This is a genomic window from Pseudomonas sp. BF-R-26 (genome assembly GCF_019947395.1).
Lineage (GTDB): Bacteria > Pseudomonadota > Gammaproteobacteria > Pseudomonadales > Pseudomonadaceae > Aquipseudomonas > Aquipseudomonas farris.
Genome location: NZ_JAGYGK010000008.1, coordinates 205,313 through 227,371 on the forward strand (window position 1 = coordinate 205,313; position 22,059 = coordinate 227,371).

Genomic DNA, 22,059 nt, shown 5'->3' on the forward strand with positions numbered 1-22,059 from the left:
CACTGAGCTTTTGCGAGGACACAAGAATGAGTACTGCCGAGCCCATCCTGCTCACCCCCGGCCCATTGACCACATCGAGCCGCACCCGTCAGGCAATGATGGTCGACTGGGGCTCATGGGATGACCGCTTCAACCAACTGACCGCCAGCCTCTGCGAGCAACTGCTGACAATCATCAACGGCGGCAACAGCCATCACTGCGTGCCGTTGCAAGGCAGCGGCACTTTTGCGGTCGAAGCGGCCATCGGCACACTGGTGCCTCGCGACGGTAAAGTGCTGGTATTGATCAATGGCGCCTATGGCAAACGCCTGGCGAAAATCTGCGAAGTGCTCGGCCGCTCGTTCAGCACCTTCGAAACCGCCGAAGACGAACCGACCACCGCCGCCGACGTCGACCGCCTGCTGCGGGCCGATGCCAGCATCACCCACGTCGCGCTGATTCACTGCGAAACCAGCACCGGCATCCTCAACCCGCTGGCAGAAATCGCCCACGTTATCGAGCAACACGGCAAACGCCTGATCATCGACGCCATGAGTTCGTTTGGTGCCCTGCCGATCGACGCCCAACACGTGCCATTCGACGCACTGATCGCCGCCTCGGGCAAATGCCTGGAAGGTGTGCCGGGGATGGGCTTCGTCTTTGCGCGCAAAGAAGCGCTGGCCAATGCCGCCGGTAACTCGCACTCACTGGCGATGGACCTGTTCGACCAGCACACCTACATGGCCAAGACCGGCCAATGGCGCTTCACCCCGCCGACCCACGTGGTCGCGGCGCTGCACGAAGCGCTGCTGCAATACAACGAAGAAGGCGGCTTGCCCGCACGGCATCAGCGCTACGCCAATAACTGCCAGGTGCTGCTCGATGACATGGCCAAACTGGGGCTGCGCAGCTTCCTGCCCGCCGCGATCCAGGCGCCAATCATCGTCACCTTCCACGCGCCGAAAGACCCGCGCTATCAGTTCAAGGAATTCTACGAGCGGGTCAAGGCCAAGGGTTTCATCCTCTACCCCGGCAAACTGACCCAAGTCGAAACCTTCCGCGTCGGCTGCATCGGCCACGTCAACCAGGCCGAAATGCACGCGGCGGTGGCGGCGGTCGCCGAGGTGCTGCGCGAGATGGAAGTGTTGGAAATTTAATTCACCCCAGATCCCTGTGGGAGCGGGCTTGCCCGCGATAGCGGTCTGACATTCATCATCGATGTCGACTGACAGGGCCTCATCGCGGCCAAGCCCGCTCCCACAGGTACATCGAATCCCGAATATCTCGTTCTCATAGGATTTATTTGCCATGAACTACACCAACCCAACCAAACTCCAAGCCGCCATCCTCGACTGGGCCGGCACCGTAGTCGACTTCGGCTCCTTCGCCCCGACGCAGATTTTCGTCGAAGCCTTCGCCGAGTTCGACGTCCAGGTTTCCATCGAAGAAGCCCGCGGGCCGATGGGCATGGGCAAGTGGGACCACATTCGTACCCTGTGCGATCAGCCGCAAGTCGCCGAGCGTTACCGCAACGTGTTCGGTCGCACCCCGACCGACGATGACGTCACCGCCATTTACAAACGCTTCATGCCGCTGCAGATCGAAAAAATCGCCGAACACTCGGCACTGATTCCCGGTGCCCTCGACACCATCGCCAACCTGCGCCAGCAAGGGATCAAGATCGGCTCGTGCTCCGGCTACCCGAAACAGGTCATGGACAAGGTCGTCGAACTGGCCGCCACCAACGGCTACGTCGCCGATCATGTGGTCGCCACCGACGAAGTGCCCAATGGCCGCCCATGGCCGGCTCAGGCACTGGCCAACGTGATTGCCTTGGGCATCGACGACGTCGCGGCCTGCGTGAAGATCGACGACACAGTACCGGGCATTCTCGAAGGTCGCCGCGCCGGCATGTGGACCGTGGCGTTGATCTGCTCCGGCAACGCGCTGGGTCTGGACTACGAAGGCTATCGCGCCCTGAGCAGCGATAAACTGGCCAGCGAACGCAAGCGCATTCACGCCATGTTCGAAGGCTCGCGGCCGCACTACATGATCGACACTATCACCGACTTGCCCGAAGTGATCGCCGACATCAACAAGCGCCTGGCCAAGGGCGAGATGCCGCAAACCGACTGATTACACCTCTCGCTTCATAAAAAAGCGCCAGCTCCTTTAACGGAACTGGCGCTTTTTTGTGGCCGATTACTTGATTCAGAGCATTGAACAGCCCATTGGTCTCAGGCAAATCCCCCAAACAGGATTACAGTAACCCACGCCGTCGAACAAGAACGGTGACTTCAGACCAGACCTGTGAGGAACACTGTATGCCCTGGAAGAATTCCGAATCACGCTACAGCACCGTATCGATCGCGCTGCACTGGTTGATGCTGGTTCTGCTAATCGTGGTTTACGCCTGCATCGAATTGCGCGGGATATTCCCCAAAGGCAGTGGCGGCCGGACGCTGATCAAGGAAGCCCACTTCATGCTCGGCTTGACGGTGTTCGTGCTGGTCTGGCTGCGGCTGTTCGCCCGCAGCCTGGGGCCGGCGCCGCAGATCTTTCCCGCCTCGCCTCGCTGGCAAACCCTGATCGCCAAACTGATGCATTGGGCGCTGTATATTTTCATGATCACCATGCCGATTCTGGGCTGGCTGATTACCAGCGCCGAGGGGCATCAGGTGATGTTCTATGGCTTCGATCTGCCATTGCTGATGGAAGAAAACAAACCGCTGGCCAAGCAGCTTGAGGGCTGGCATGTGCTCGGCGGGACGATCGGCTATTGGCTGATCGGACTGCACGCCGTAGCCGGGCTGTACCACCACTATGTGGTGCGCGATAACACCTTGCTGCGGATGATGCCCAAGCGCGGTTGAGCCCGGCCACTGAAAACACCGATCCCTGTGGCGAGGGGGCTTGCCCCCGTTGGGCTGCGAAGCGGCCCCATAATCTGTGACCGTGTCGAACCTGACACACCGCATTTTCAGGTTTTGGGACTGCTGCGCAGTCCAACGGGGGCAAGCCCCCTCGCCACAAAGGTTTGTGAACTGAAACCCCGACGGCCCTGCAAGCCGCCGGTGTGGATGAAGATCAAGCGCGTGCCCCGGACAAATTTACCCGCCTCGACTCGCTGCTTGAGCGCCAGCAGCGCTTTGCCGGTGTACAGCGGCTCTAGAGGAATGCCGCTGGCCTGTTCGGTCTGCTCGATGAACGCAAGCAACGGCGGATCGACTTTGGCAAAACCGCCACGGCTGGCGTCCAGCAGTTCATAGGCGGGATCGATCAGACCGGCCTCCTGCACAATCCTCTCGACCTGCTGCGCCACGCCATGATCGTCAGGCACCGCCAACGCGCCATACACCGGATGCTCACCCGCCTCGGCCAGAACCAGCCCGGCCAGGGTGGTGCCCGTTCCGCAGGCCAGCCACCAGCCGTCGTAGTGGCTCCAGCCCAGACCGCTCAATTGCTCGCGGGCCAGAGTCACCAATTGCCCGCAGCCCTTCGCCCCAAGCAAGCCGCCACCACCTTCCGGCACTGGATGCAGCGCAGGGTATTGCTCCCGCCATGGCTGCCAGAAGCCCGGTTCGTGCCTCGCTCGATAACCGCCATAACCCAACCAGTGCAACTGCATGCCGAACGCCTGCAAGTCCTTCACCGTCGGGGTGTCTTGCGGATGCCCGCGCAGCAGGCCGACCGTGGTGAAACCAAAGCGTTTGCCTGCTGCGGCCAATGCGTGGAGATGGTTGGAATGAGCACCGCCCAGGCTGATGATGCCTTGGGCGCCGGTCTGGTCGGCGGCTTTCAGGTGTTCGATGAGCTTGAACCATTTGTTGCCGCTGATCAGCGGGTCGATCTGGTCCAGACGCAGGATTGCGACGTCGATGCCGGCGGTGGTGAGCCAGTCGAGGTGAAGGGGTTCGAGGGGGGCTTGGGGTAGCCAGTCGCTGGGCGGGAGAAGCATCGAGTTGCCGGCTCTGGGAAAGAAGCCGGCATCTTAGCAGCCTTGAGGATGCCATCGCGGGCAAGCCCGCTCCCACAGGGATTTTGCGTCGCTCACACAATGCATGAACAACATAGAATCTGTGGGAGCGGGCTTGCCCGCGATGGCCATTGGCACGCTGGGCTTGCTGCTACAACTCAGCCGCCAACCGCGACCCTTGGTTGATCGCGCGCTTGGCATCCAGCTCCGCCGCCACGTCCGCGCCGCCGATCAAATGCACGTTCTGCCCGGCCGCGACCAGACCGTCCTGCAACTCACGCAACGGATCCTGTCCGGTGCAGATCACGATGTTGTCCACCGGCAGCACCTGAGGTTCGCCGCTTTCGCCGATGCGGATGTGCAGGCCTTCGTCGTCGATCTTCAGGTACTCGACGCTGTTGAGCATCTGCACCTGCTTGTTCTTCAGACCGGTGCGGTGAATCCAGCCAGTGGTCTTGCCCAGGCCGTCGCCGACCTTGGACTTCTTGCGTTGCAGCAAGAACACTTCACGGGCTGGCGCATGCGGCTCAGCCTTGATCCCCGCAACCCCACCGCGCGCTTCAAGGAGCGTATCGATGCCCCACTCCTTCCAGAACGCTTCGCGGTCCTGACTGGTGGCCACGCCCTCGTGAACGAGGAATTCCGACACGTCGAAACCGATACCACCGGCGCCGATCACCGCGACGCGCTTGCCCACCGGTTTACGCTCGAGGATCACGTCCAGGTAGCTCAGCACCTTGGCGTGTTCGACGCCCGGAATCGCCGGCACCCGTGGCGCAATACCGGTCGCCAGGATGATTTCGTCGTAACCGCCCTCGACCAGCTGCGCCACATCCACGCGGGTGTTCAGGCACAGCTCGACATTGGTGGTCTGCAATTTGCGGTTGAAGTAGCGCAGGGTTTCGAAGAACTCTTCCTTGCCCGGCACGCGCTTGGCGATGTTGAACTGGCCGCCGATTTCGCTGGCCGAATCGAACAACGTCACCTGATGACCACGTTCAGCAGCCACGGTCGCGGCGGACAGCCCCGCAGGGCCGGCACCGACCACGGCGATTTTCTTGATCTGCTGCACCGGCAGGTAATTGAGTTCGGTTTCATGGCAGGCCCGCGGGTTCACCAGGCAACTGGTCAACTTGCCGCCAAAGGTGTGATCCAGGCACGCCTGGTTGCAACCGATGCAGGTGTTGATTTCATCGCCACGACCGGCCGCAGCCTTGTTGACGAAATCCGGATCGGCGAGGAATGGCCGCGCCATGGACACCATGTCGGCATCGCCTTCGGCCAGAATCTGCTCGGCGACTTCCGGGGTATTGATGCGGTTAGTGGTGATCAGCGGGATATTCACCGAGCCACGCAGCTTGGCCGTGACCTTACTGAACGCCGCACGCGGCACCTTGGTGGCGATGGTCGGAATCCGCGCTTCGTGCCAGCCGATGCCGGTGTTAATGATCGTCGCACCGGCCTGCTCGATGGCCTTGGCCAATTGCACGATCTCTTCCCAGCTGCTGCCGCCTTCCACCAGATCGAGCATCGACAGACGGAAGATGATGATGAAGTTCGGGCCGACCGCTTCGCGCACCCGGCGGACGATTTCCACCGGCAGGCGCATGCGATTTTCGTAAGCGCCGCCCCAGCGGTCAGTGCGATGGTTGGTGTGGGCCGCGAGGAACTGGTTAATGAAATAACCTTCGGAGCCCATGATCTCGACGCCGTCGTACTCGGCTTTTTGCGCCAGGGTCGAGCAAGTGACGAAATCGCTGATTTGTTTCTCGATGCCTTCCTCGTCCAGCTCTTTAGGCTTGAACGGGTTGATCGGCGCCTGGATCGCGCTCGGGGCCACCTGTTTCGGGCTGTAGGCATAACGCCCGGCATGAAGGATCTGCATGCAGATCTTGCCACCCGCCTCGTGCACTGCCCGGGTGACGATCAGGTGCTTGAGCGCCTCTTCCTCGGTGGTCAGCTTGGCCGCGCCGGAGTAAACCCCGCCCTCATCGTTCGGGCCGATACCGCCGGTAACCATCAGGCCGACACCGCCACGGGCACGCTCGGCGAAATACGCCGCCATGCGCTCGAAACCGCCGGGCTTTTCCTCGAGGCCCGTGTGCATCGAGCCCATCAGGGTGCGGTTGCGCAACGTGGTAAAACCCAGGTCCAGCGGGGCCAACAGGTGCGGGTAATGAGCGGCGGCCATCGGTAACTCCACAACGAGCGATCACGGAAAAAATGCAGGAGCTCTTCGGCCCCCGTCAGTCATGTTCTGACAGACTAAGAGTCGCACTGCTGTCACTCAATGACCGTAACTGACAACTTATTGATCCAAATGTGCAGCGCCCCTTGGCAAGCGCGGGCATGGGCCCTACCCTAGTCGCGAACCCTGCACACGGCCGTTGACTGTTTCCCCATGCGCAAACTTTTGTACCTGACCTTCTCCATGGCGTTGATCGCCGCCCTCACGACCTACGCGATGTGGGCCGCGGACCGTCCGGTGGGTCATTACCTGTCGGACCTGCGCATCAGTCTCGCGGTCGATCAGGGCACTCCCGCCGATCGCGGCAATCTTCTGGGTATCCAGCCCGAGTTGTTCCCCACCGATTATCAAAGCCCCGAACGCTTGCACCGCAAGCTCGCGGCCTACTTGCAGAAGGCTCAGGATCAAGGCCTGCTGAATGAAAAAACCATCGTCGTACTGCCCGAACATGTCGGCACCTGGCTGATGATCAGCGGCGAAAAAGACGAGTTGTACCAGGCCGCTACGCTCAAGGAAGCCATGAACTGGTTGGCGGTGAGCAACCCGTTGCAGTTCATCCGCGCCCTGATCAGTGCCGAGGGCGGTAGCCGTCTCGACGATGCGCATTTGCGGATGAAAGCCAAGAAAATGGCCAGGGATTACCAGGCACTGTTCGGCGGCCTGGCGAAAGACTTCCACGTGACCCTGGTGGCCGGTTCCATCGTTCTGCCCGAGCCGAGTGTCAGCGAGGGCACCCTGAAGATTGGCCGCGGTGCCCTGTACAACAGCAGCGTAGTGTTCGGTCGCGACGGTTTGCCGATTGGCCAGCCTCAGCGGCAAATGCACCCGACTTTCGCTGGGCATGACTCTGTCGAAGCCAATTCCGAACACACGATCAATGTCGTCGACACACCGGCCGGACGCCTGGGCGTGCTGATTGGCAGCGACAGTTGGTATCCGGACAACTATCGCAAACTCGACGATCAAGGCGCGCAACTGCTGGCGGTCCCGGCGTTCGTCGTCGGACACGGGTCTTGGGATCAACCGTGGCCCGGCTACAAAGGCCAGTCCACGCCGAACTCTGTGAGCCTCAAGGCTGGCGAACTCAGTGAAGGTCAGGCCTGGCATCGGCTGACGCTGATCGCCCAACCGTCCGGCAGCCAGGCCATCGCCGGCATGAGCGTGTTCCTGCGCGGCCAGTTCTGGGACAAGGGCAGCGCCGGTCAAAGCTTCCTCAGCAGCAACGGGCAACAATTCGCCGACGGCGATGCCCGGGGCGCGCGTTTGCTGAACCTCTGGCTGTAAGCGATGAAACCGCAGCCGATGCGTCTCGGGGATTTGTCGGTGGGCTTTGTCCATAGCCTGGCCGACGCCGTGCGCAGCCATGGCCTGGACCCACAACCACTGCTTGAACAATACGGCCTCGATGCCGCACGGCTGGCCGAAGCCGGCGCCCGTCTCTCGATCCCGCGCTACATGCGCCTGGGTCACGGCGCCATTCAACTGACTGACGATCCGGCATTGGGTTTGCGCATGGGCCAGCTCAGTCGCCTGAGCCAGGCCGGCCTGGCCGGAGTCACCGCCGCCCAAGCCCCCACCGTGCGGGAAGCGGCGCGCTGCCTGATTCGCTTCGAAGCACTGTACGGCTCCAACTATCGCGGCCAGTCGAGCTTTCACGAAGACGCCCAAGGCGCCTGGCTGCGGTTCTATTCCATCAGCCCCTACAACGCCTACAACCGCTTCGTGGTGGATTCGATCATCGCCGGCTGGTTGCAGCAATTATCCAGCCTAAGCCCTGCCCCGTTACGCGCTGAACGGATCGAGATCGAATTCCAGGCGCCGGATTACCGCGAGGCATACGCCGTGCTGGGGGATTGTCCGATTCAGTTTGGCGCCGAACAGAACCAACTGCGCCTGAGCCTGGACAGCCTCGCCCAGCGCAACCCGGAGCACTGCCCGAGCACCTGGCGGCACCTGCTGCAACTGTGTGAACGGGAACTGGAGCAACTGACACGCACCCGCAGCCTGCGTGAACGTATCACTCGTTTACTGGGGCCGTTGCTCAATGGTGGTCGGGAACCCGACCTGGAAGAAGTGGCGGCACGCCTGAAGCTGCCAACCTGGACCTTACGTCGCAAACTCGCCGAGGAAGGCACGCAATTTCGTGCAATTCTCAACGATACACGCCGCGATCTCGCCATGACCTACATCCGCGACACCGAACTGGCGTTCGGGGAAATCGCCTACCTGCTGGGTTTTGCCTCAGCCGAAGCCTTCCAACGGGCCTTCAAACGCTGGAACGGCCAGACCCCCGGCGAGTTTCGCCGCAGTCATCGCCAATCCGCGTAAGACTTACAACTCTGTAGCGTCTTCGGCTGGTTCCAGCGGGTCCAGTTCAAACGCCTGATACTCGAGCAGTTCTTCTTGATAATCGTCCATTATTAAACCCCCATCGCCTGTTGAAAAAATCATCTGAATAAATGACCAGCGCCCTGAGCATAAAGTGCCCGCATGAAAGAAAAATGACGCTGGCACGACATCACGTCGCTACTGAATAAAACGTAGCAGGTGGTCAGGAATTTATCACAGGATTTTTTCGATACGAGCTGTAGGAATACGGCTCGATTTGATGTGGATCAATCTTGAAAGGTGTTACGGGATCGGAGTCGTCTGACCCGATCCGTAACATCAGCCTATTACTGGCCGGAGACAGGCATGGCCGAGATTGGCTCGCTCGGAGGGGGCATGGTGCTTGAGTCCGACGATGGAGTCACCGTTTCCGTGGACGAACTCGGCTCGCTGCTCTGTGCCGGGGTAATCGGCGCCGTTTCAGCAGGCGGCACAACAGGCTCCGAACTGGCTGGAGCGGTTTCACCTGCCGGCGCTGGAGCAGGCGCAGGTTCTGCCGCCGGGGTCGGGGTCGGCGCCAACTGAGCCGGCGCAGCCTTGGCTTCAGGCACACCCAGATCAGTCTTCGGCTTCTCGGTGATGTGCGCGGCCTTCTTCGCTTCCGGCGGCAGGAACAACTCGACCAGAGCAAAGAAACGCTCGTAGAACTTGGCCGAGGACACGGTTTCACTGGCGACCTTGACCATCGAGTCGTCGGACGAGCCGATCGGCATCGACACCGAGCCCAACACACCAACACCGAGACTGGCGGAGTTGTTGGTCTTTTTCAGCGCATAACGGTCCTGCAAGGCGTTGGCGAACATCGTCGCGTGATGCCCTTCGCTGCCGTCATCGGCACAGACCACACTGAAGCTGATCTCCATGTGGGTATCGCCAGTCTGCTGGAAGCTCTTGTGTCCACTGACCAGCTTCGGATCGGCGCTGGTGATGATGTAACCCTGGCTGAGCAAAGCCCGACGGGCGGCCTCGCAGGTTTGCGCATCGGTCACCGGGTAATTGCGTGAGAACGTTCCGGAATCGTCGAAGTTCTCATGCTCGTAGATGGCGGCTTTCTTCGAGGAACAACCGGCAGCGGCAGCCAGCACCAAGGCCAGCCCCACAACCCGCATGGGAATTGATTTAAACATTGAACATCCTGAGGAAAACGGTTCGGGGCGTATTGTGCAACAGATCGATGCTTAGCGTCGCACCGTTTAGTGTCTTGAAACAGTTACAAGTCTACTGACTGTTACTGACAGGAAAAAGTCGCGCGGTAAATAAGCAGGCGACGGGTAGCTTATGCCGTTTTTGTTTCACCCATAAAAAACCCCAGCCTTTCGGCCGGGGTCTTTGTGTCGCGCAAAGCTCAGTCAAGCATCAGAAACGCTTGATCTCAGCCTCGCTTTCCAACAGTTTGCGGTAGGCCGCAAAGTCTTGCTGGCCAATGCGCGAAGCGAGGAAGCGACGGTATTGAACCTTCTCTTCTTCGGTCGGTGCCGCAGCTTCGTTCACGCCGTTCAGACGCACGATCACCAGGCTACCATCGGCCAGGGTCACGCTGCTGAAGGTCGGCTTGTCTTGGGCAGCCGGTTTCGGCATGCGGAACAGCGCTTGCAGCACGGTTGGGTCGACCCCTTCCTGAGCGCGAGTCGCAGCTTGAGTCACTTTCCAGTTCTGGCCGTCGATCGCCTTGTCCAGTGCAGTCTTGCCATCGCGCAGGCTGACGATCAGTTGATCAGCCTTGGTCTTGGCGGCAGCACTGGCATGCTCCTTGGTCAGTTGCGCACGGATGCTGGCAGCCACACTTTCCAGCGGCAGTTGCTCAGGCTTGCGGTGTTCCTTGGCGCGCAGCACGATCACGGTTTCCGGGTCCAGCTCGATGGCGGTGCTGTTGGCACCCTCATCCAGCACTTCAGGACTGAACGCAGCGGTTACCACGGCACGGTTGGCCGCAATACCTTCGCCACCTTCCCGGCCGAATGGCGCGGACGTGTGGACAGTCAGCTTCAAGTCTTGTGCTGGCTGGGCCAGATCGGAGGCCTCGAACGACGAGTCTTCCAACTGCTTGGTCGCCTCGACGAAACGCTGCTCGACCTGCTGGGTTTTCAGCTCGCGGGTCAGCTTGTCTTTCAGGCTGGCAAACGTCGGCACTTCAGGGGCCTCAACGCCCAGCAGCTTGATCAGGTGGAAACCGAAGTCAGTGCGAACAGGCTCCGAAACCTGATCCTTGGCCAACGAATACAGGGCTTTTTCAAACGCTGGATCGTAGACGCCTGGACCTGCATAACCGAGGTCACCGCCATTGTTCGCCGAGCCTGGATCCTGGGAGAATTCCTTGGCCAGGGCCTCGAATGTCTCGCCTTTGGCCAGACGCGCCTGCACTTCTTCGATTTTGGCCTTGGCTTGCGCCTCGGTCACCTTATCGTTCACTTCGATCAGAATATGCGCAGCCCGGCGTTGCTCGGACAGGTTCGCGGTTTCTTTCTGATACGCCGCTTGCAAGTCTTCGTCCTTGACGCTGACCTGATCAAAGAAGGACGCTTTCTTCAATTCGAGGTAATCGATGACCACCTGATCCGGCGTCATGAATTCCTTGGCGTGTTCGTCGTAGTAGGCTTTGACTTCGTCGTCAGTCAATTTCACCGCCGCAGGATCTGCCTTGACGTTCAGGGTGGCGAAATCGCGGGTCTGTTTTTCCAGACGGGCAAAGGCCAGAACCTGCGCATCAGTGACAAAGCCGCTACCGGCCAAGCCCGCACGCAGCTGACCGATCAACATTTCCTGAGCCAGCATCTGGCGGAATTGCAGACGGCTATAACCGAGTTGACGGATCACCTGATCGAAGCGCTCGGCGCTGAACTTGCCATCCACCTGGAATTCAGGCGTTTGCAGGATCACCTGATCCAAAGCCGCTTCGGAGAAAGCGAATTTCGACTTTTCTGCGCCTTGCAGCAGCAGTTTGCGATCGATCAGGCCTTTGAGGGCCGATTCGCGCAGCATTTTTTCGTCGAGCAAGGAAGCATCGAAATCCTTGCCAAGCTGTTGCATGAGCTGACGGCGTTGCATATCGACCGCCTGGTTCAGCTCGTTTTGACTGATTTCTTCACCGTTGACCTTGGCCGCATCCTGGCTGTTGGTCGTCGCCTGGAAAATGGCCTCGATACCGGTGAAAGCCATCAGTACAACGATGATCCCGATAATGGTCTTGGCAATCCAGCCTTGTGAATTGTCCCTGATATTCTGCAGCATGCGTCCCCCAGAAACGGTTGAACTTCAAAATTAGGCAACCGTGGAGCGTGGGTAGAATCCGGATAGAAGAAAGGCGCATCCGAGGATGCGCCTTCTCGTAACTGGCGGAGCGGACGGGACTCGAACCCGCGACCCCCGGCGTGACAGGCCGGTATTCTAACCGACTGAACTACCGCTCCGCTGCCAAGTCAGGAATGACCCCGACCCGGATAGGCAAAAACCTGAATCGAACTTAGTTGACAGCTTCTTTCAGTGCTTTACCGGCTTTGAAACCTGGCTTTTTGGCGGCGGCGATTTCCAGCGTCTTACCGGTCTGTGGGTTACGACCGATGCGAGCTGGACGATCGGTCACGGAGAAGGTACCGAAACCAACCAGAACAACGGAGTCGCCAGCCTTGAGAGCGCCAGTGACGGATTCGATTACAGCGTCCAGCGCACGGCCAGCAGCAGCTTTCGGGATATCAGCGGATGCAGCGATAGCATCAATCAGTTCCGACTTGTTCACTCTAAGTCCCCTTATATCTATTTTGAGTTTGATTCTAAGTTTTTTGGTGAAAGCAAAAAAACGAGTGCTGAATGGCCTACAGACACTTAAGAGCCGCTTTATAACAAGGGCTCTAAAAAACTGTCAACAAGCCCCCCAGGCAAATGCGTACTAATGCGTGCTAATTCTTTCCTTAGAGTCAGACTCGCGTTTTTCATCCTTTGCAACGATCTCCGGAACCACATCCGGCAAGGGCTCCGGCGCGTATTGCAGCGCAATTTGCAGGACCTCGTCAATCCATTTAACTGGTTTAATCTGTAGATCTTGCTTGATATTGTCAGGAATTTCCTTCAGATCGCGTACGTTCTCTTCCGGAATGATCACCGTCTTGATTCCGCCACGGTGAGCCGCCAGCAGTTTTTCCTTCAAACCACCGATCGCCAGCACTTGACCACGCAAGGTGATTTCGCCGGTCATGGCAACATCTGCGCGCACAGGAATGCCGGTCAATGCTGACACCAAGGCCGTGCACATGCCTACACCGGCGCTAGGGCCATCTTTCGGCGTTGCCCCTTCAGGCATATGGATATGCGTGTCGCGCTTCTCGTGGAAGTCCAGAGGAATCCCCAGGCTCTTCGCACGGCTGCGGACAACGGTCAGGGCTGCGGTGATCGATTCGACCATCACGTCACCCAAGGAACCCGTCTTGATCAACTGGCCTTTACCCGGTACGACCGCGGCTTCGATGGTCAGCAATTCGCCGCCCACCTGAGTCCACGCCAGGCCTGTGACCTGACCGATCTGATCCTGCGACTCAGCCAGACCGTAACGGAATTTACGCACGCCCAGGAAGTGCTCGAGCATGTCGGCAGTGACCTTCACCGAGAAGCGTTTTTCCATTGCATGCTCTTTGACCGCCTTGCGGCAAACCTTGGCAATCTGGCGCTCCAGCCCACGTACACCGGCTTCGCGGGTGTAGTAGCGGATGATGTCGCGGATCGCTTCGGCGTCGAATTCCAGCTCGCCTTTCTTCAGGCCGTTGGCCGTAATCTGCTTCGGCGAAAGGTATTTGACAGCGATGTTGATCTTCTCGTCTTCGGTGTAACCCGGCAGACGAATCACTTCCATCCGGTCCAGCAGTGCTGGCGGAATGTTCATCGAGTTGGAGGTGCACAGGAACATCACATCGGACAGGTCGTAGTCGACTTCCAGATAGTGATCGTTGAAGTTGTGGTTCTGCTCGGGATCGAGCACTTCCAGCAACGCCGACGCCGGATCGCCACGCATGTCGCTGCCCATTTTGTCGATTTCATCGAGCAGGAACAGCGGGTTGCGGACCCCCACCTTTGTCATCTTTTGAATCAATCTTCCTGGCATCGAACCGATATAAGTCCGGCGATGACCACGAATTTCCGCCTCATCGCGCACACCACCGAGGGCCATGCGGACGAATTTGCGGTTGGTGGCGTGAGCGATCGACTCCGCCAGAGAGGTTTTACCCACCCCTGGAGGCCCAACCAGGCACAGCACGGGACCACGAATCTTCTTCACGCGCTTCTGCACGGCGAGGTACTCGAGGATCCGCTCTTTGACTTCTTCCAGACCATAGTGGTCGGCGTCGAGAATGTCTTCGGCACGGGCAAGGTCCAGACGCACCTTGCTCTGAGCCTTCCACGGCACTTGAACCAGCCAGTCGATATACGAACGCACCACCGTCGCTTCCGCGGACATTGGCGACATTTGCTTGAGCTTGTTCAGTTCTGCCTGAGCCTTGGCCAACGCGTCTTTCGGCAGACCGGCGGCATCGATACGCTTTTTCAGCTCTTCGATTTCGTTGTGGCCTTCGTCGCTGTCGCCCAGCTCTTTCTGAATGGCCTTCATCTGCTCATTCAGGTAGTACTCGCGCTGGCTGCGCTCCATTTGCTTTTTAACGCGGCCACGAATGCGTTTTTCGACTTGCAGCAGATCGATTTCGGCATCCAGCAACGCCAGAACGTGCTCGACCCGGGCCGACAAATCGATGATTTCGAGAATTTCCTGCTTCTGCTCGATCTTCAGGGCCATGTGCGCGGCCATGGTGTCAACCAGGCGACCTGGCTCGTCGATGCTGTTAAGCGACGACAGGACTTCAGCGGGGACTTTCTTGCCCAGCTGCACATATTGTTCGAACTGAGCCAGCAGGCTGCGGACAAACACTTCCGACTCGCGCTCAGGCGCGTCGACTTCGTCGATCAGCGAAACTTCGGCACGGCAGTGGCCGTCGACTTCGCTGAAGCGCTCCACGGCGCCCCGCTGCTCGCCTTCGACAAGAACCTTGACCGTGCCGTCAGGCAACTTGAGCAGCTGCAGAACGGTAGCGATGGTGCCTACGCGATAAAGTGCTTCTTCACCGGGATCGTCATCAGCGGGATTTCGCTGAGCCAGCAGAAGGATCTGCTTGTCGCCCGTCATCGCTGCCTCGAGGGCTTCGATGGATTTCTCGCGCCCCACGAACAGCGGGATAACCATGTGCGGATAAACCACGACATCACGCAATGGCAGGAGAGGCAATTCGATGGTTGTCTTCATGATTTCGCCTCTACGGCGGCCATAAGGCCGTAAACAGATGGATGTAAGCTTGAAACCAAGATGGGGGCTGTTTTCAAAAAAAACAAGCGCAAATAAAATGTTAAAACGCGTTAAAAGCAAAGGGGCCCGAAGGCCCCTTCTTTATTTCAGCAGTGTGACGCTTAGGCGTCTGGCGCTGCCTTGGCAGCCGGCTCACTGTTTTCGTAGATATACAGTGGCTTGGACTTACCTTCTATAACGCTTTCATCGATCACTACTTTACTCACCTCGGACTGCGAGGGGATTTCATACATAGTGTCGAGCAATACACCTTCGAGGATCGAGCGCAGTCCACGAGCACCGGTTTTGCGTTCCAGAGCACGTTTGGCGACCGATTTCAGCGCGTCGGCCCGGAATTCCAGGTCCACGCCTTCCATCTCGAACAGCTTGGCATACTGCTTGGTCAGAGCATTTTTCGGCTCGGTGAGAATCTGCATCAACGCAGCCTCATCAAGCTCGTCCAGCGTGGCAAGTACCGGCAGACGACCGACGAATTCCGGGATCAGACCGAACTTGACCAGATCGTCAGGTTCGACTTCACGCAGGGACTCACCGACTTTCTTGCCTTCTTCCTTGCTGCGAACTTCCGCGTTGAAACCGATGCCGCCCTTGGTGGAACGGTTTTGAATAACCTTTTCCAGACCGGAGAACGCACCACCGCAGATGAACAGGATGTTACGGGTGTCGACCTGAAGGAATTCCTGCTGCGGGTGCTTGCGACCACCTTGAGGTGGAACGGAAGCGACCGTGCCTTCGATCAACTTGAGCAGGGCCTGCTGCACGCCTTCACCGGAAACGTCCCGGGTGATCGACGGGTTGTCAGACTTGCGCGAGATCTTGTCGATCTCATCGATGTAAACAATGCCCATCTGGGCTTTTTCTACATCGTAATCGCACTTCTGCAGCAGCTTCTGAATGATGTTCTCGACATCTTCACCTACATAACCCGCCTCGGTGAGGGTGGTTGCGTCGGCGATGGTGAACGGAACGTTCAGCAAGCGGGCCAGTGTTTCGGCAAGCAGGGTTTTACCCGAGCCTGTCGGGCCGATCAGCAAGATGTTGCTTTTGCCGAGTTCGACGTCGTCATTCTTTTTGTCACGCTGGTTCAAACGCTTGTAGTGGTTGTACACCGCTACGGCCAGAACCTTTTTCGCACGTTCCTGACCAATCACGTACTGATCAAGGATGCCGCTGATTTCTTTAGGCGAAGGCAATTTATGCGCGCTGCTTTCGGCCTGGGCTTCCTGCACCTCCTCACGGATGATGTCATTGCACAGGTCGACGCACTCGTCGCAGATAAAGACCGAGGGGCCGGCAATCAATTTGCGTACTTCATGCTGGCTTTTGCCACAGAAGGAGCAATAGAGCAGCTTGCCGTTGTCCTCGCCGTTGCGGGTGTCAGTCATTCGTTCGATCCAAATCCGATAGGCTTGCAACACAAGATGAAGGCTATTGCGGGCTTTTTCAAGCCCGCCGGTGATCAGACCAGCTGACCAACCCTATTTTGAGCTGCTTATTTTAAGCGGGGCGCTGGTTGATCACTTCATCGATCAACCCGTATTCACGCGCTGCTTCTGCACTCATGAAATTATCGCGGTTGGTGTCGCGCTCGATTTCTTCAAGAGTGCGCCCGCTATGCTTGGCCATCAGCGTGTTGAGACGCTCACGAATGAAGAGGATTTCCTTGGCATGGATTTCGATATCCGAGGCCTGGCCCTGGAAACCGCCCAGTGGCTGGTGAATCATCACACGCGAGTTCGGCAGGCAGTAACGCTTGCCTTGGGCACCGGCCGTCAGTAGAAACGCGCCCATGCTGCACGCTTGACCGATACAGGTGGTCGACACGTTTGGCTTGATGAACTGCATGGTGTCATAGATCGACATGCCCGCCGTCACCGAACCGCCCGGCGAGTTGATATAGAGATGGATGTCCTTGTCCGGGTTTTCCGCTTCAAGGAACAGCAGTTGCGCACAGATCAGGTTGGCCATGTAGTCCTCTACCGGACCAACCAGAAAAATCACTCGCTCCTTGAGAAGGCGCGAGTAGATGTCATAGGCGCGTTCGCCACGAGCAGACTGCTCGACAACCATCGGGACCAGGCCGCCGGCGGCCTGGATATCAGAGTTCTGCTGAATATACGAATTACGGAACATGCTCTGCAGTCACTCCCAAATAGTTATGTCTTGAATACGCATAAGCCAGCACGAAGGCTGGCTTATGGTGTGTACTTCTTACCGCAAAAACAATCAGTCGGCTTGTGGAGCTTCTACCGGCTTGACCGCTTCTTCGTAAGAGACCGATTTGTCGGTCACGCTAGCTTTCTGCAGAACAGTATCCACAACTTGTTCTTCCAGCACAACCGAACGGACTTCGTTCAGTTGCTGGTCGTTCTTGTAGTACCAAGACACAACCTGCTCAGGCTCCTGGTAAGCCGAAGCCATTTCCTGAATCATCTCGCGAACGCGGGCTTCGTCAGGCTTGAGGTCGAATTGCTTGACCACTTCAGCCACGATCAGACCCAGCACAACGCGGCGTTTGGCTTGCTCTTCGAACAGCTCGGCCGGCAGTTGATCAGGCTTGATGTTGCCGCCGAACTGCTGGACAGCCTGTACGCGCAGACGGTCGACTTCGTTGGACAGCAGAGCCTTTGGCACTTCGATCGGGTTGGTGGCCAGCAGACCGTCCATAACCTGATTCTTGACCTTGGATTTGATCGCCTGACGCAGTTCGCGCTCCATGTTCTTGCGAACTTCGGTGCGGAAGCCTTCCAGACCGGTTTCCTTGATGCCGAATTGAGCGAAGAACTCTTCGGTCAGCTCAGGCAGTTTAGGCTCGGAAACGGTGTTCACGGTGACGGTGAACTCAGCGGCTTTGCCGGCCAGGTCGAGGTTCTGATAGTCCTCAGGGAAGGTCAGGTCCAGGACGCGCTCTTCGCCGGCTTTAGCGCCGACCAGACCGTCTTCGAAACCAGGGATCATGCGGCCGGAACCCAGTACCAGCTGGGTGCCTTTGGCGGAACCGCCAGCGAACACTTCACCGTCGACTTTGCCGACGAAATCGATGTTCAGTTGATCTTCGTTCTGAGCAGCGCGATCGGCAACTTCGAAACGGGTGTTCTGCTTGCGCAGGATTTCCAGCATCTTGTCCAGATCGGCATCAGCCACGTCAGCGCTCAGGCGCTCGACAGTGATACCTTCGAAACCGGCAACGGTGAACTCCGGGAACACTTCGAAAATTGCGACGTATTCCAGATCTTTGCCAGCTTCCATCGATTTAGGCTCGATCGAAGGAGCGCCAGCCGGGTTCAGCTTCTGCTCGACAACAGCTTCGTAGAAGGAAGACTGGATCACATCGCCCACGGCTTCTTGACGTGCATCAGCACCGAAACGGCGCTTGATTTCACTCATAGGCACTTTGCCTGGACGGAAGCCAGCGATCTTGGCCTTTTGGGCAGTCTGCTGCAGACGCTTGTTGACCTGAGTCTCGATGCGCTCAGCCGGCACGGTGATGCTCATGCGGCGCTCAAGAGCAGAAGTATTTTCAACAGAAACTTGCATGGATATTCCTCGTTGCACAGACGTTAGCCGGCCGTTTCCGACCCCAGAATCAAGGGCATGCATTCTAGTGGGTCAAACTCAAGAAGTCACCCTACTGAAAACGGGTAAAAAAGCAGCAGGCAATTTATAGGCGGGGACAAACGGTTGTGCCTCGCCCCATTAGCAAATACAGCCAGTCATGCCAGGGCTCTGCACCAATCCTTCTATATATAGAAGAAATCGGCAATCCATCCCTGACAGCCGACCCCACGAGGGGACCGACGGGCGAATCAGCATCATCGAGATACATAAATTCGACGACCCTACCCGCCCTTTCAACCCGGAACATGCGGTTGTTTTGAAAATTCAGACTTCTAAAACAAAAACGGCGCAGCCCTTTTCAGGTGCTGCGCCGTTTTCTGCTATTAAATAGCTGTTTGTAATGGTGCGGACGGAGAGACTCGAACTCTCACACCTTGCGGCGCTGGAACCTAAATCCAGTGTGTCTACCAATTCCACCACATCCGCATCAAACTTTTAAAGCAAAGGCGCCAGACTGTTAATCTGGCGCCTTTCTAAATATGGGGTGGACGAAGGGGATCGAACCCTCGACAACGGGAGTCACAATCCCGTGCTCTACCAACTGAGCTACGCCCACCATATTGCCATGTTGCGTTACTTGTGCCAAAGCTGCCTAATTGGCGCACCCGGCAGGACTCGAACCTGCGACCATCCGCTTAGAAGGCGGATGCTCTATCCAGCTGAGCTACGGGCGCCTTGTTAATCTGTATTCTTGGACGATTACAAACTAAGTGCTTTCAGTCTCACCGAATTAAACATCAACTCTGCTCGACCTTCTTAACCAGTGCTAGGCTGTGCCCGACAAGTGCGACGAATGTTATAGGTGAGCCTGAAGGTCGTCAACTCTTTTTTAAAAAAAATTCATTTAATTAAAGGGGTTAGGGGAATTTGCAGACCAAGCGCCTTTGCCCTCACCTCATGACATGCGAGAATGCGCTCTCTTTTTTTCCCCTCTCGATGGTTAATCACGCGCAATGACTGCACAACTAATCGACGGCAAATCGATCGCCGCCAGCCTGCGCCAGCAGATCGCCAAACGAGTCGCCGAGCGTCGCCAGCAAGGCTTGCGCACACCCGGCCTCGCGGTGATCCTGGTCGGCAGCGATCCTGCCTCTCAGGTTTATGTCTCGCACAAGCGTAAAGACTGTGAAGAGGTCGGCTTCCTTTCCCAAGCCTATGACCTGCCTGCCGAAACAACTCAAGAAGCACTGACCGATCTGATCGATCGCCTGAACGACGACCCGGCGATTGACGGCGTTCTGCTTCAGCTGCCTCTACCTGAACATCTGGACGCCTCCAAATTGCTGGAGCGCATTCGTCCTGACAAGGACGTCGACGGTTTCCACCCTTATAACGTCGGCCGTCTGGCCCAGCGCATTCCGCTGCTGCGTCCGTGCACACCTAAAGGCATCATGGCGTTGCTGGAAAGCACCGGTGCCGACCTCTACGGGATGGACGCTGTCATTGTCGGGGCTTCCAACATTGTTGGCCGTCCAATGGCGATGGAACTGCTGCTGGCCGGTTGCACCGTCACCGTTACCCACCGTTTCACCAAGGATCTGGCGGGCCATGTCGGTCGCGCCGACCTGGTAGTGGTTGCCGCCGGCAAGCCGGGCCTGGTCAAAGGCGAATGGATCAAGGAAGGCGCGATCGTGATCGACGTTGGCATCAATCGCCAGGCAGACGGCAAGCTGGTCGGTGACGTGATCTACGAAACCGCCCTGCCCCGCGCCGGCTGGATCACGCCGGTTCCGGGTGGCGTTGGCCCGATGACCCGCGCCTGCCTGCTGGAAAACACGCTGTACGCCGCGGAAACCCTGCACGGCTGAGTTCACGCTTGCTTGCAGCGTCGCATAAAAGAACCCCGCCATCGCGGGGTTCTTTTTGCCTGCAGAAAAAGCTCGACCATCTGCCGGAAAAGCGTGCTTCCAAGCACTTTCCCCTGAACATAGAACAACCATCGACAGTTCTTCAGCCATACTCCTAAAATGCGTCGCTTTTTAAAGAAACAGCCCGTTACAAAACGGCATATCCACCCTTTATGAGTCCGCCAGCGTGAAAATCCGTCTTTCAATCCTGAGCCTATTTTTTGCATTTACAGGGACTTTCACCGCGCCAACGATCAACGCCGCAGAAACCACCGCCGCACCCCGAGACATTTCACAGCTGAAGATCGCTTCCGGCAGCGTCTTGTTGATGGATATGCAAACCAACAAAGTGATCTATGCCAGCAATCCTGACGTGGTAGTGCCAATCGCGTCCGTCAGCAAACTGATGACCGGCCTGGTGGTGGTAGAAGCCCGGCAGAACATGGACGAATACCTTTCCATCAACATCAGCGACACCCCGGAAATGAAAGGCGTGTTTTCCCGGGTCAAACTCAAAAGCGAATTGCCGCGCCGAGAGATGCTGCTGATTGCCCTGATGTCGTCGGAAAACCGTGCCGCTGCGAGTCTGGCCCATCACTATCCGGGCGGCTATGTCGCGTTCATTGCCGCCATGAACGCCAAAGCCAAAGCGCTGGGAATGACCAGCACCCACTTTGTCGAACCGACGGGCCTCTCCCCTCGCAATGTGTCCACCGCCCGCGATCTGAGCAAACTGCTGATCGCCGCACACAAGCACCCGCTATTGACTCAGCTGAGCACCACCAAGGAAAAAACCGTTTCGTTCCGTAAACCCAACTACAGCCTGGGTTTCCGCAACACCGACCATTTGGTCAACAAGCCTAACTGGGACATCAAACTGACCAAAACCGGCTTTACCAACGCGGCCGGTCACTGCCTGGTGCTGGTCACCCACATGGGTGATCGTCCGATGGCGCTGGTGATTCTCGACGCCTTCGGCAAGTACACGCACTTTGCCGATGCCAGCCGGATTCGTAGCTGGGTCGAAACCGGCAAGAGCGCCAACGTGCCGTCCGTCGCCCTGCAGTACAAGTCCGACAAGAATCTCAAGCATCGCCAGAGCGGCGTGGTTGAAGCATCGAAATAAGCTAGAAACGCCTCCAAAAGAAAGCCCCGAATATTCGGGGCTTTCTTTTGGCCGGGATTAATCATTAGGCAACGGCATCTGATCGTCATCCGGAATGCCATCCCCGGCACTCGGGTCTTTCCAACCCTGCGGATGCTTCGTCGGCACCACTGTCGGTCTGGCCAACGGATCCCTTAACGGGCTGTCCGGATCCATCACCGGATCCAGGTCGTCTTCGGGGGTTGTTGGAACACTGTCTGGAGGATCTGGACGTTTGTCGTCGAAGCTCGAATCGGTAGACATATGCACCTCTGACTAGGGCTTGGGTTTCAGATCGCCAAGTGGATCGTAAGGCTTTGCCGGGGCCTTCTTGCCCTCCTCACCCGGCTTTACATCCCTGGGCGCCTTGGCGGGCCCGATGGGATCGACCTGAGGATCGGCAACGTCCGGGGAATCGGGGTCGAACCCCAACTCATTATCGGACGAATGCTCAGACGAGTGCGGACCAGTGGGGGTATTGGAATGTGCCATGGCGCCTCCTGATCATGGACCCGGAAA

The 22,059-nt window shown here is 57.9% G+C and carries 18 protein-coding genes and 4 tRNA genes; 7 read left to right on the forward strand and 15 right to left on the reverse strand.

Annotated elements, in window-relative coordinates; all coding sequences use genetic code 11:
- Window positions 1–26: 26 nt before the first annotated feature.
- The 3 genes from KGB18_RS14070 to KGB18_RS14080 all read left to right on the forward strand — a co-directional run bounded on the left by KGB18_RS14070 (window position 27) and on the right by KGB18_RS14080 (window position 2,852).
- Window positions 27–1,136, forward strand: a complete 1,110-nt coding sequence (locus tag KGB18_RS14070; RefSeq protein WP_123720351.1) for a 2-aminoethylphosphonate--pyruvate transaminase — start codon at window positions 27–29, stop codon at window positions 1,134–1,136.
- 151 nt (window positions 1,137–1,287) lie between these two features.
- Window positions 1,288–2,115: a phosphonoacetaldehyde hydrolase gene (gene phnX, locus KGB18_RS14075; protein WP_052967790.1), complete on the forward strand. Its 828-nt coding sequence runs from the start codon at window positions 1,288–1,290 to the stop codon at window positions 2,113–2,115.
- A gap of 188 nt (window positions 2,116–2,303) precedes the next feature.
- Window positions 2,304–2,852, forward strand: coding sequence for a cytochrome b (locus tag KGB18_RS14080; RefSeq protein ID WP_123720352.1), 549 nt, complete (start codon window positions 2,304–2,306; stop codon window positions 2,850–2,852).
- 107 nt (window positions 2,853–2,959) lie between these two features.
- Here KGB18_RS14080 and KGB18_RS14085 read toward each other — a convergent pair whose 3' ends face one another.
- Together KGB18_RS14085 and KGB18_RS14090 are read right to left on the reverse strand one after the other, a co-directional pair.
- Entirely contained in the window at window positions 2,960–3,937 is a 978-nt protein-coding gene (locus KGB18_RS14085; protein WP_201060970.1) for a 1-aminocyclopropane-1-carboxylate deaminase/D-cysteine desulfhydrase, read from the reverse strand.
- 169 nt (window positions 3,938–4,106) lie between these two features.
- Entirely contained in the window at window positions 4,107–6,146 is a 2,040-nt protein-coding gene (locus tag KGB18_RS14090; protein WP_223570120.1) for an FAD-dependent oxidoreductase, read from the reverse strand.
- A 210-nt stretch (window positions 6,147–6,356) separates the two neighbouring features.
- On the opposite strand from KGB18_RS14090, the gene KGB18_RS14095 reads away from it, so the two are divergent.
- Both KGB18_RS14095 and KGB18_RS14100 read left to right on the forward strand, forming a co-directional pair.
- Entirely contained in the window at window positions 6,357–7,487 is a 1,131-nt protein-coding gene (locus KGB18_RS14095; RefSeq protein WP_223570121.1) for a carbon-nitrogen hydrolase family protein, read from the forward strand.
- 3 nt (window positions 7,488–7,490) lie between these two features.
- Window positions 7,491–8,531, forward strand: coding sequence for an AraC family transcriptional regulator (locus tag KGB18_RS14100; protein ID WP_223570122.1), 1,041 nt, complete (start codon window positions 7,491–7,493; stop codon window positions 8,529–8,531).
- Window positions 8,532–8,878: 347 nt separating this feature from the next.
- Here the strand turns inward: KGB18_RS14100 and KGB18_RS14105 are convergent, their stop codons facing one another.
- From KGB18_RS14105 to KGB18_RS14155, 11 genes are all read right to left on the reverse strand, one after another.
- The gene (locus KGB18_RS14105) at window positions 8,879–9,718 is read right to left on the reverse strand and encodes a DUF2242 domain-containing protein (protein WP_123720357.1); all 840 of its coding nucleotides are present in this window, start codon (window positions 9,716–9,718) and stop codon (window positions 8,879–8,881) included.
- 229 nt (window positions 9,719–9,947) lie between these two features.
- Window positions 9,948–11,819 carry a SurA N-terminal domain-containing protein gene (locus KGB18_RS14110; protein ID WP_052967288.1) on the reverse strand — a complete coding sequence of 624 codons (1,872 nt, stop codon included), beginning with the start codon at window positions 11,817–11,819 and terminating at the stop codon, window positions 9,948–9,950.
- A gap of 102 nt (window positions 11,820–11,921) precedes the next feature.
- A tRNA-Asp gene (locus KGB18_RS14115) sits at window positions 11,922–11,998 on the reverse strand.
- A gap of 53 nt (window positions 11,999–12,051) precedes the next feature.
- Window positions 12,052–12,324: an HU family DNA-binding protein gene (locus KGB18_RS14120; RefSeq protein WP_002552737.1), complete on the reverse strand. Its 273-nt coding sequence runs from the start codon at window positions 12,322–12,324 to the stop codon at window positions 12,052–12,054.
- A 150-nt stretch (window positions 12,325–12,474) separates the two neighbouring features.
- Window positions 12,475–14,871: an endopeptidase La gene (gene lon, locus KGB18_RS14125; RefSeq protein WP_007901802.1), complete on the reverse strand. Its 2,397-nt coding sequence runs from the start codon at window positions 14,869–14,871 to the stop codon at window positions 12,475–12,477.
- A gap of 161 nt (window positions 14,872–15,032) precedes the next feature.
- Entirely contained in the window at window positions 15,033–16,316 is a 1,284-nt protein-coding gene (gene clpX, locus KGB18_RS14130; protein ID WP_007946893.1) for an ATP-dependent Clp protease ATP-binding subunit ClpX, read from the reverse strand.
- Window positions 16,317–16,428: 112 nt separating this feature from the next.
- Window positions 16,429–17,064, reverse strand: coding sequence for an ATP-dependent Clp endopeptidase proteolytic subunit ClpP (gene clpP / locus KGB18_RS14135; protein ID WP_007901795.1), 636 nt, complete (start codon window positions 17,062–17,064; stop codon window positions 16,429–16,431).
- A gap of 93 nt (window positions 17,065–17,157) precedes the next feature.
- Window positions 17,158–18,468 (reverse strand): trigger factor, encoded by a 1,311-nt coding sequence (gene tig / locus KGB18_RS14140; RefSeq protein ID WP_123720358.1) that lies wholly within the window; start codon window positions 18,466–18,468, stop codon window positions 17,158–17,160.
- Window positions 18,469–18,890: 422 nt separating this feature from the next.
- Window positions 18,891–18,975 (reverse strand) — tRNA-Leu (locus KGB18_RS14145).
- 54 nt (window positions 18,976–19,029) lie between these two features.
- Window positions 19,030–19,105, reverse strand: a tRNA-His gene (locus tag KGB18_RS14150).
- 41 nt (window positions 19,106–19,146) lie between these two features.
- Window positions 19,147–19,223 (reverse strand) — tRNA-Arg (locus KGB18_RS14155).
- Window positions 19,224–19,502: 279 nt separating this feature from the next.
- Between KGB18_RS14155 and folD the strand changes: the two genes are divergently transcribed.
- Entirely contained in the window at window positions 19,503–20,357 is an 855-nt protein-coding gene (gene folD / locus KGB18_RS14160) for a bifunctional methylenetetrahydrofolate dehydrogenase/methenyltetrahydrofolate cyclohydrolase FolD (protein WP_052967286.1), read from the forward strand.
- Between the two features lie 226 nt (window positions 20,358–20,583).
- The gene (gene pbpG / locus KGB18_RS14165; protein WP_123720359.1) at window positions 20,584–21,522 is read left to right on the forward strand and encodes a D-alanyl-D-alanine endopeptidase; all 939 of its coding nucleotides are present in this window, start codon (window positions 20,584–20,586) and stop codon (window positions 21,520–21,522) included.
- A 57-nt stretch (window positions 21,523–21,579) separates the two neighbouring features.
- Here the strand turns inward: pbpG and KGB18_RS14170 are convergent, their stop codons facing one another.
- Together KGB18_RS14170 and KGB18_RS14175 are read right to left on the reverse strand one after the other, a co-directional pair.
- Window positions 21,580–21,804 carry a hypothetical protein gene (locus tag KGB18_RS14170; RefSeq protein WP_080370563.1) on the reverse strand — a complete coding sequence of 75 codons (225 nt, stop codon included), beginning with the start codon at window positions 21,802–21,804 and terminating at the stop codon, window positions 21,580–21,582.
- 12 nt (window positions 21,805–21,816) lie between these two features.
- Complete coding sequence (locus tag KGB18_RS14175; protein WP_052967284.1) at window positions 21,817–22,032, reverse strand: DUF6021 family protein; 216 nt, start codon at window positions 22,030–22,032, stop codon at window positions 21,817–21,819.
- Between the last annotated feature and the right edge of the window lie 27 nt (window positions 22,033–22,059).